Annotated in this window: 8 protein-coding genes, 2 tRNA genes and 1 pseudogene; 7 read left to right on the top strand and 4 right to left on the bottom strand. The window is 48.9% G+C overall.

Going from position 1 to position 9,152, the window contains the following annotated elements:
• Positions 1 to 134 precede the first annotated feature (134 nt).
• Together HMPREF3277_RS09350 and aroB are read left to right on the top strand one after the other, a co-directional pair.
• A complete protein-coding gene (locus HMPREF3277_RS09350) occupies positions 135 to 647 on the top strand; it encodes a shikimate kinase (RefSeq protein ID WP_003765896.1) in 513 nt (170 codons plus the stop codon).
• An 85-nt stretch (positions 648 to 732) separates the two neighbouring features.
• Entirely contained in the window at positions 733 to 1,812 is a 1,080-nt protein-coding gene (gene aroB / locus HMPREF3277_RS09345; RefSeq protein WP_070870950.1) for a 3-dehydroquinate synthase, read from the top strand.
• A 245-nt stretch (positions 1,813 to 2,057) separates the two neighbouring features.
• On the opposite strand, the pseudogene HMPREF3277_RS15380 reads toward aroB, so the two are convergent.
• From HMPREF3277_RS15380 to HMPREF3277_RS09330, 4 genes and pseudogenes are all read right to left on the bottom strand, one after another.
• A pseudogene (locus HMPREF3277_RS15380) lies at positions 2,058 to 2,120 on the bottom strand (transposase); the annotation flags it as partial.
• A gap of 131 nt (positions 2,121 to 2,251) precedes the next feature.
• Positions 2,252 to 2,327, bottom strand: a tRNA-Ala gene (locus tag HMPREF3277_RS09340).
• A 6-nt stretch (positions 2,328 to 2,333) separates the two neighbouring features.
• A tRNA-Met gene (locus HMPREF3277_RS09335) sits at positions 2,334 to 2,410 on the bottom strand.
• A gap of 165 nt (positions 2,411 to 2,575) precedes the next feature.
• Entirely contained in the window at positions 2,576 to 3,733 is a 1,158-nt protein-coding gene (locus tag HMPREF3277_RS09330; protein WP_070870949.1) for a class I SAM-dependent methyltransferase, read from the bottom strand.
• Positions 3,734 to 4,085: 352 nt separating this feature from the next.
• On the opposite strand from HMPREF3277_RS09330, the gene mraZ reads away from it, so the two are divergent.
• The 5 genes from mraZ to HMPREF3277_RS09305 all read left to right on the top strand — a co-directional run bounded on the left by mraZ (position 4,086) and on the right by HMPREF3277_RS09305 (position 9,143).
• Positions 4,086 to 4,541 (top strand): division/cell wall cluster transcriptional repressor MraZ, encoded by a 456-nt coding sequence (gene mraZ, locus HMPREF3277_RS09325; RefSeq protein ID WP_003761336.1) that lies wholly within the window; start codon positions 4,086 to 4,088, stop codon positions 4,539 to 4,541.
• Positions 4,538 to 5,491: a 16S rRNA (cytosine(1402)-N(4))-methyltransferase RsmH gene (gene rsmH / locus HMPREF3277_RS09320; RefSeq protein WP_003765904.1), complete on the top strand. Its 954-nt coding sequence runs from the start codon at positions 4,538 to 4,540 to the stop codon at positions 5,489 to 5,491. The genes mraZ and rsmH overlap by 4 nt, the downstream gene beginning before the upstream one ends.
• Positions 5,492 to 5,546: 55 nt before the next feature.
• Positions 5,547 to 5,810 carry a cell division protein FtsL gene (gene ftsL / locus HMPREF3277_RS09315; RefSeq protein WP_003761340.1) on the top strand — a complete coding sequence of 88 codons (264 nt, stop codon included), beginning with the start codon at positions 5,547 to 5,549 and terminating at the stop codon, positions 5,808 to 5,810.
• A gap of 81 nt (positions 5,811 to 5,891) precedes the next feature.
• Positions 5,892 to 7,640, top strand: a complete 1,749-nt coding sequence (locus HMPREF3277_RS09310) for a peptidoglycan D,D-transpeptidase PBP2 (RefSeq protein ID WP_049223498.1) — start codon at positions 5,892 to 5,894, stop codon at positions 7,638 to 7,640.
• Between the two features lie 24 nt (positions 7,641 to 7,664).
• On the top strand, positions 7,665 to 9,143 hold the full coding sequence (locus HMPREF3277_RS09305; RefSeq protein WP_070870948.1) for a UDP-N-acetylmuramoyl-L-alanyl-D-glutamate--2,6-diaminopimelate ligase: 1,479 nt from the start codon (positions 7,665 to 7,667) through the stop codon (positions 9,141 to 9,143).
• Positions 9,144 to 9,152: the final 9 nt, after the last annotated feature.

Raw genomic sequence — 9,152 nt, 5'->3', positions numbered from 1 at the left:
CTTGTCCTGATTTAAATTTAATCCACTATAAAAACAATTAGAATCAACGGATTAAAAATTGGAGTATGGTGTTTGCAGACACGAGTTTGGAAGGGTGGCACAAATAATGCTGAGTATCGTATAAAATGCTTTTTATGGAAAAAATCAACGGTAATTTAATCTTAATTGGCTTGATGGGTGCAGGGAAAACCACTTTGGGGCGGTATATTGCCCAAATGTTGGATCGTCCGTTTTATGATAGTGATCATGAGATTTGTACGGCATCAGGTGTCTCTATTCCCATCATCTTTGAGATGGAGGGTGAGCAAGGGTTTCGCAATCGAGAGACTGCTATGCTCAAGAAGCTGACTGCGATGAAGGATATTATTTTATCAACAGGAGGAGGGTCGGTTTTACGTGAGGAAAACAGGCAAAATATGCGACGAAATGGTATGGTCGTGTATCTTCATGCCTCGCCTGAAGTTCTGTTAGAGCGGACCCGTTATGATAACAGCCGCCCTTTGTTGCAGGTAGAGAACCCGCTTGCTAAGTTGCAAGAGCTCTATAATGCCCGTGATCCTTTATATCGAAATACTGCGCACATTGTGATCGAGTCCGACAGCTGTGCAAAAACGGTGAAACGGTTGTTTGAGGCGTTAAATCGATAATAGATTTGTTATCGGTGAGTAACGATATAGGTTTTCAGACGACCCTAAATGAGAGCCGGCAACTAAAGATTAACAAGGAATCAAAATGCGTACCCTGACCGTCCAAACTCCCTCCCATCAGTATTCTATTTTTATCGGGAATCATCTTATTGAACAAGCTGATGTTTTATTAAAGCCATATTTAAGTAATAAGGTGGTCATTGTTACGAATGAGACGATTGCGCCCTTATATCTAGAATCTTTTCAGACGACCTTGGATAGATTAGGTATTTCCAGTTTCAGTATTATTCTGCCTGATGGGGAAGAATATAAAAATTGGCAAACGCTCAATCTTATTTTTGACGGTTTAATGCAAAATAGGGCGGAGCGCAAAACGACCTTGATCGCATTGGGAGGAGGGGTCATTGGCGATATGGTTGGTTTTGCGGCGGCAACTTATCAGCGTGGCGCCCCATTTATCCAAGTGCCAACTACATTGTTAAGTCAGGTCGATTCCTCAGTTGGCGGTAAGACAGCAATCAACCATCCGCTTGGGAAAAACATGATAGGCGCGTTTTATCAACCTAAGGCTGTACTGGCGGACTTATCTACGCTTAAAACGCTTCCGCAACGCGAATTATCTGCCGGTATGGCAGAGGTCATTAAATACGGCGCGCTTGGCGATATTGAGTTTTTTGAGTGGTTAGAGCAGCACATGACCGATTTAATGATGCAGGATCAGGAGAAACTTACGCAGGCTGTGTACCATTGTTGCAAAATGAAAGCTGAGATTGTGGCTCAAGATGAGACAGAACAAGGGATTCGTGCATGGTTGAATCTGGGGCATACTTTTGGTCATGCCATTGAAGCAGAAATGGGTTATGGCGTGTGGCTGCATGGAGAAGCAGTAGCCGCGGGATGCGTATTGGCAGGACGGTTATCCGAGAAACTGGGTAAAATTCATGAGGCAGATACGCTTCGTATTGCAGCATTGCTTGAGGCTGCAAAATTACCATCGGCACCGCCGAAGTTCGAATTTGAAAAATGGATAGAGCACATGAGTCATGATAAAAAAGTGAGTGGCGGCGTCATGCGCTTTATTGGTTTGGATCGTCTGGGTAAGGCAAACATTATGAAGGTTACAGATATGGAAATTTTGCGCCAAACCCTGAGTCCGTATCTATAACGGTCAAGTAAGTAATGTCTTTAGAATGCGTCCATAACTTCATATAAAACAAAACAAGTTAAAAGTACGATATAAGAGGCTGTCAAGATAATTTCATCATGGCAGCCTCTTAACAATAGAATGAACGTGATGGGGTTGCGAATAGAGACATTATAGTGGATTAACTTTAAACCAGTACGGCGTTACCTCGCCTTAGCTCAAAGAAAACGATTCTCTAAGGTGCTGAAGCACCAAGTGAATCGGTGCCGTACTATCTGTACTGTCTGCGGCTTCGGCGCCTTGTCCTGATTTAAATTTAATCCACTATAGTTTGAGACCGATTGGTTTTTTGTGTTCGGTGCTTAGAAAATTGATTGCTTGGAATATGTGTCGTGTTGTTAATCTATGATAGAGTCAATAAATACAAAAAAGACCTTGTTTAAACAAGGTCTTTTTTATCTGGTGGAGGTAAGCGGGATCGAACCGCTGACCTCTTGCATGCCATGCAAGCGCTCTACCAACTGAGCTATACCCCCGAAATTTGGTGGCGAATCAGGGACTCGAACCCCGGACACAAGGATTATGATTCCTCTGCTCTAACCGACTGAGCTAATTCGCCGTTTCGTGAAGTCGCTATTATATGTTGTTTTGAGTTTTTGGCAAGTTTTATTTTGTACTTTATGTTTTGTTTTTGTTTTTTAATGGAATAAAACATGGATGAGGTCGTCTGAAACGGTGTTTCAGACGACCTGTGTGTTCGGAGGATGGTTTGAGGTGGGGGATTTCAAAGTTTGTGGCAGATGTCGCCGAAGCGGAAACCTGTCCAGTCGATGTCGATGTTTTTGCCAAAGGCGATGACTTTGAAGAGTTCGCCCATTTCGTGTTGGTCGGTCAGTTTTTGTACGGCGGTGCTGACACGGAGGTAGTCTGCCGTACCTGGTGGGGCGGTTTGTGCCAACAGGTCGGTAATGCCTAGGTTGAATAGGAAATGAGATTGGGGCAGGTAGCCGATGAGGTCTAGTCCGCCGTCGGTGCCTGCTTGGGCAATATCGGTAAAGTTGACGTGTGCGGTCAGATCAGTCAGGCCGATATGGAAAAACGGGTCGTGAACGGTGTGGTGGCGGTAGTGGGCGATGAGCGTGCCTTCGTCGCGTTGCGGGTGGTAATACTGGGCGGCGTCAAAACCGTAGTCGATAAATATCATGCCGCCGCGTGTGATTTTTTGCGCGAGGGTGAGAATAAAGGCGTATTGGGCGGGGTGTAACTCGCTGGTGTAGGGGTGTTTGGTTTCGGGAAAATAGGTGGCGGCTAAACGCAGGAGGTCGGGTTGTTTCAAAGGTTGCGGGCTTTGTTCAAGCTGTCCGTCGGGGTTGATGGAGACGCCGATGTGTTGGAAGGTGTTTTGGGTGCGGCGGATGATTTCGACAGGCATGGCATCGAGGACTTCGTTGCCGATGATGATGCCGTCGAAGGATTCGGGCAGTTCGGTCAGGTGTATGACTTTTTGTGCCAGTTGCGGGGGGGTGTGTTCGGCGATGAATTGACGTTGGCGTTCGGCAAGTTCGGGGGAGAGTTCGATGATGTAGTGATGCTTGAGGTCGTCTGAAAGGCTTTTCAATAAGGTGGCGGCGAGATGTCCCGTACCTGCGCCGAATTCGTAGATGTTGCCGGCGGTTTGCGGGAGTAGTTCGGCAAGTTGTCGGGCGAGGGTTTGTCCGAATAATGGGGTGAGGGTGGGGGCGGTGATGAAATCGCCGTCTGTGCCGATTTTGTGGCTGCCTCCGGTGTAGTAGCCGTATTCGGGTGTGTAGAGTGCAAGCTCCATAAATCGTGAGAAAGGAATCCAGTTATTTTGGGCTTTTATTTCCTGTTTGATTATTTCGAATAGTTTGGAACTTGAGGCTTGCGCGGCAGGGGAGGGGAGGGGGAGGTGTGCCTTCATAATTGTTAGATAATGTAAAATTTATGAATTTATTTGTCTATTATAACGTGAACGGGAAAGGGGCGTTTTTTCATTTTTTTATACCATATGTTGTGTCTAAATAATATTTGCAATACTACATATTGTGTTTTTAAAAACCAAATCGGGTAAAATGGGTGGTTCGGCTTGTTTGCTTGTTTGGTTAAAATACTGTTTTTTAATGATTTTGTTGTTGCATATGTACTGGGATTTTAGAGTAAGGCGATTTGACCGAGACGTTAAAATTTTTTATAGTGTGGGCTAGTGGGGCGATGTGGGTAAAAGTGTCTGCATTGCCCAAAAAATTCCGATTTAAATCGATTAGGACGAAATTGTGTTTGGTGGCGCTCACGAATTGAGTATTGACAGCAAAGGGCGGTTGGCGATTCCTGCCAAGTTCCGCGATATTTTGCTGCGCCATTATACGCCGTCGATTGTGGTTACTTTGGATTCCCGTCAAAAATTGCTGATGTATCCGGAGGCTGAATGGGCAAAGGTTGCCGAGCAGCTTTTGCACCTGAAAACGGCAGGAAATCCGATGTTGCAGCGTTATCAAAATCTGCTGCTGCACAATGCGGATACGCTGGAATGGGATAGCGCCGGCCGCGTACTGATTCCTGCCAATCTGCGCAAACGGGTGGATTTTGAAAAAGACGTTACCTTGGTCGGTCGCGCCAACCGTTTGGAATTGTGGGGCCGTGATCAATGGGAAGCTGAAATGACTCAGGCTTTGGATGATGATCCTGAAGAGTTGGCATTCCAATTAAGTCAGACGGATTTGCAATTGTGAGTAATGCTGAATATCAACATATCACCGTTTTGTTAAACGAGGCGGTTGATGCTCTGGCGGTTCGTGAAGACGGTATTTATGTGGATGGGACGTTCGGCAGGGGAGGGCACTCCCGATTGATTTTGTCCCGTCTGGGCAGTCAAGGTCGTCTGATTGTGTTTGATAAAGACCCGCAAGCGATTGAGGCGGCGCAAAAGCTGGCCGAGCAGGATGGGCGCGTTACGGTAGTCCATGACGGGTTTTCCAGTTTTCAGACGACCCTGGATAAGCTGGGTATTGAAGAAATAGATGGTGCGTTGTTTGATTTGGGGATTTCGTCCCCGCAGATAGATGATGGCGCACGGGGTTTCAGTTTCCGTTTTGATGCACCTTTGGATATGCGCATGGATCCGACGCGGGGAATGTCCGCTGCAGAATGGATTGCAACAGCATCAGAACAGGATTTGCACGAGGTTATCAAGAATTATGGTGAAGAGCGGTTTAGTCGCCAGATTGCGCGCGCCATTGTTGCGCAACGGACAGAAAGTCCGATCGATACAACCCGCAAGCTGGCGCAGCTCGTGGCACAAAACGTCCGTACTCGTGAGCGGGGGCAAGACCCTGCGACGCGTACCTTCCAGGCAGTTCGCATCTTTATTAACCGCGAGCTCGAAGAGGTAGAGGCGGTTCTGCCGCAAGTGATGGGTCGTCTGAAACAGGGTGGGCGTTTGGCGGTTATCGCGTTCCATTCGCTTGAAGACCGCATAGTAAAACAGTTTGTCAAAAAATATTCGCAACATCCTCCTTTGCCGCGCTGGGCGGCAGTAAAAGAAGCGGATTTGCCTCTGCCGCCGTTAAAGGCGGTGGGAAAGGCGATAAAGCCGGGTGTTGAGGAAACCGCCTCCAATCCGCGGGCGCGCAGCGCAGTTTTACGCGTGGCAGAGCGGACGGGCGGTGAGATTGCAGAATAAGCATTATGTGGGGCAGGTGTCCTCGGAACAAACAGATTGAGGTCGTCTGAAAATAATGAATAAATTAAATATCCTTTTGTTGGTCTTGGTATCGGTATCTGCTTTTGCGGTGGTCACTGTGCAAGACCAATCGCGTTTGCACTTCATCGCTTTGGATAAAGCGCAAAAGCAGGAAATCAAGCTTGATCAGGACTATGCACGCTTGAAATTGGATCAGGCGCGGCTGGCGAACCACAAGCTGATTAAGGTGGCGGCTGAGAAGCAACGCCTCAAACCGCCCGGCGCGGATAATACCGTGATGGTGGAACGAAAAAAATAATATAGCCGGCTTATCCGGTACTGCAAATTGGTGCCGTTAGATAAAGACACGGTTCGGGTGATTATGAATTGAGATGTTAAGATGTTGATTAAAAACGAATATAAACCGAGCATGCTGCCCAAGACAGCCAAAGCTAAAAAACCCATCACCAGTGATGGGCGGATTTCTTTGGTGTTGTGGCTGATTGCGGCTGCGTTTGTCGGACTGCTGGCTCGCGGCATCTATTTGCAAACCACGCAGCATGAGTTTTTGAAAAATCAGGGCGATCAGCGTTTTGTCCGTACCCTGACTTTACCTGCGTCGCGCGGCATGATTACGGACCGTAACGGTGCGACTTTGGCGTTGAGTGCACCGACTGAATCTTTGTATGCCATGCCTTCGGGTATGGAAGAGATGCCGACTGCCGAACAGATGGCTAAGTTGGCGGCTATTGTTGAGCTGCCTGTTGAGGCATTGCAGGAAAAATTGGCGAAAAAAGATAAAGATTTTATTTATCTGAAGCGTCAACTCAGCCAAGAAAAAGCGGAAGAAATTAAAGCTTTGGGCATTAAAGGCTTGGCATTCCAAAAAGAGCTGAAACGCCATTATCCGATGGGCAACCTGTTCGCACACGTTATCGGTTTCACCAATATCGACGGCAAAGGACAGGAAGGCTTGGAATTGTCGCGAGAAGACAGTCTGCATGGTGCGGACGGTGCGAAAGTGGTTTTGCGCGACAATAAAGGCAATATCGTCGATAGTTTGGATTCTCCGCGCAACAGCGATCCGAAAAACGGGCAGGACATGGTTTTGTCTTTGGATCAACGTATTCAAACACTTGCCTATGATGAGCTGAATAAAGCAGTGGCTTATCACAAAGCCAAAGCAGGTACGGTTGTGGTATTGGATGCGCAAACCGGCGAAATCTTGGCTTTGGTTAACAGCCCTGCCTACGATCCGAATCAACCGGGCAGCGCCGATAGCGAACAGCGCCGCAATCGAGCCGTTACCGATATGATTGAGCCGGGTTCTGCCATGAAGCCGTTTACGATTGCAAAAGCATTGGATTCCGGCAAAGTCGGTGTGGCTGATCGTTTTAACACCATGCCTTATAAAATCGGTCCTGCTACTGTGCGCGATACCCATGTGTATCCTACTTTGGATGTGCGCGGCATTATGCAAAAATCTTCCAACGTCGGTACCAGCAAACTGTCTGCAAAATTCACGCCTAAAGAAATGTATGATTTTTATCATGATTTGGGTGTGGGCGTGCGGATGCACTCCGGTTTCCCAGGTGAGACGGCCGGTCTTTTGAGAAGCTGGCGCAGATGGCAGCCGATTGAACAGGCAACCATGTCTTTCGGTTACGGCTTGCAATTGAGCCTGCTGCAATTGGCGCGTGCTTATACCATGTTGACACATGACGGCGAATTGTTGCCGGTCAGCTTCGAGAAACAGGCGGTTGCGCCAAAAGGCAAACGCGTCATTAAAGCTTCGACCGCGCGTGAAGTTCGTGATTTGATGGTTTCTGTAACCGAGCCCGGCGGTACGGGTACAGCAGGTGCGGTAGATGGTTTCGACGTCGGCGCGAAAACCGGTACGGCGCGTAAGTTGGTCAACGGGCGTTACGTTGATAACAAACACGTCGCAACTTTCATCGGTTTTGCTCCTGCTAAAAATCCCCGTGTGATTGTGGCGGTAACCATCGACGAACCGACTGCAAACGGTTACTACGGTGGCGTAGTGGCAGGTCCGGTCTTCAAACAAGTCATGGGCGGCAGCCTGAATATCTTGGGCGTTTCCCCGACCAAGCCTCTGACCAATGTTGCAGCCGTCAAAACACCGTCTTAATCCGAGTATCAACGAGATTATTTTATGTTCAGCAAGTTAACCCCTTTAGCTGAAACCAACATTCCGCCTCTGCTGTGTGCAAACGCAGCAGGGCGTTTGTTGCATTCAGACAGCCGTCAAATTAAACAAGGTGATATTTTCGTTGCCTGTCAGGGCGAATATTCAGACGGCCGCAGTTATATCCCCGCTGCCATTGCCAACGGCGCGGCTTTTGTTTTTTGGGACGACGACGGCAAATTTGCGTGGAATCCCGAATGGAAAGTCCCCAATCAAGGCATCAAAGATTTGAAACACCGTGCCGGCATGTTGGCGGCGCAAGTTTACGGCAACGTTTCAGACGGTCTCAAAGTCTGGGGCGTAACCGGTACCAACGGCAAAACCTCCATCACACAATGGCTGGCGCAAGCCGCCGATTTATTGGGCGAAAAAACCGCCATTATCGGCACGGTCGGCAACGGCTTTTGGGGCACATTGGAAGAAACCACACATACCACCCCCGCCCCCGTCGATGTCCAAACCCTGCTCTACCGTTTCCGTCAACAGGGCGCAACAGCCGCCGCGATGGAAGTCTCCAGCCACGGCCTTGACCAATCGCGCGTCAACGGCGTGCCATTCCGCAGCGCAATCTTTACCAATCTCACCCGAGACCACCTCGACTACCACGGCACGATGGAAGCCTACGGCGCCATCAAGTCACGCCTATTTTACTGGCACGGCTTGAAACACGCCGTCATCAACGTAGATGACGAATATGGCGCAGAACTCGCAGGTCGTCTGAAAAAAGACTGTCCTGATTTGGCCGTTTACGGCTACGGCTTCAGCGAACACGCTGACATCCGCATTGTTCATTTCACTGCCTCTTCAGACGGCATGGAAGCCGTATTCCAAACCCCGTGGGGCGAAGGCCGCTGCCGCACCCGCCTGCTCGGACGGTTCAACGCGCAAAACCTCGCCGCCTGCATCGCCTTGCTTTGTGCCAACGGTTATCCGCTTGATAAAGTATTGGATGTGCTGACAAAAATCCGTCCTGCCTCAGGCCGCATGGACTGTATCATGAACAGCGGCAAGCCCTTGGTCGTCGTCGATTATGCACACACGCCCGACGCATTAGAAAAAGCACTCTCTACCTTGCAGGAAATCAAACCACAGGGTGCGGCTTTGTGGTGCGTATTCGGCTGCGGCGGCAACCGCGACCGCGGCAAACGTCCGCTGATGGGTGCAGCAGCCGTACAGGGCGCAGATAAAGTCGTCGTAACCAGTGACAACCCGCGTTTGGAAAATCCGCGAGACATCATCAACGACATCCTGCCTGCCGTGCCCGCGCCCGAATGCGTCGAAGCCGACCGCGCCGTAGCTATCCGTTACGCAGTCGAACGTGCCGCTGCAAACGACATCATTCTAATTGCCGGCAAAGGACATGAAAACTATCAGGATGTACAAGGCGTGAAGCACCATTTCTCCGATTTTGAAATCGCAGAAAAAGCATTGGCAGAACTTAGGTAAAAATATTTT

The sequence above is a fragment of the Neisseria sp. HMSC70E02 genome (genome assembly GCF_001838645.1).
GTDB classification, from domain to species: domain Bacteria; phylum Pseudomonadota; class Gammaproteobacteria; order Burkholderiales; family Neisseriaceae; genus Neisseria; species Neisseria macacae.
This window is presented reverse-complemented; position numbering and strand designations above follow the sequence as displayed.

Bases quoted from the DNA above. Each gene is read 5' to 3' on its own strand.
- HMPREF3277_RS09350 (WP_003765896.1), top strand. From the start codon at position 135: ATGGAAAAAATCAACGGTAATTTAATCTTAATTGGCTTGATGGGTGCA.
- aroB (WP_070870950.1), top strand. From the start codon at position 733: ATGCGTACCCTGACCGTCCAAACTCCCTCCCATCAGTATTCTATTTTT.
- HMPREF3277_RS09330 (WP_070870949.1), bottom strand. From the start codon at position 3,733: ATGAAGGCACACCTCCCCCTCCCCTCCCCTGCCGCGCAAGCCTCAAGT.
- ftsL (WP_003761340.1), top strand. From the start codon at position 5,547: ATGAATAAATTAAATATCCTTTTGTTGGTCTTGGTATCGGTATCTGCT.
- HMPREF3277_RS09310 (WP_049223498.1), top strand. From the start codon at position 5,892: ATGTTGATTAAAAACGAATATAAACCGAGCATGCTGCCCAAGACAGCC.
- HMPREF3277_RS09305 (WP_070870948.1), top strand. From the start codon at position 7,665: ATGTTCAGCAAGTTAACCCCTTTAGCTGAAACCAACATTCCGCCTCTG.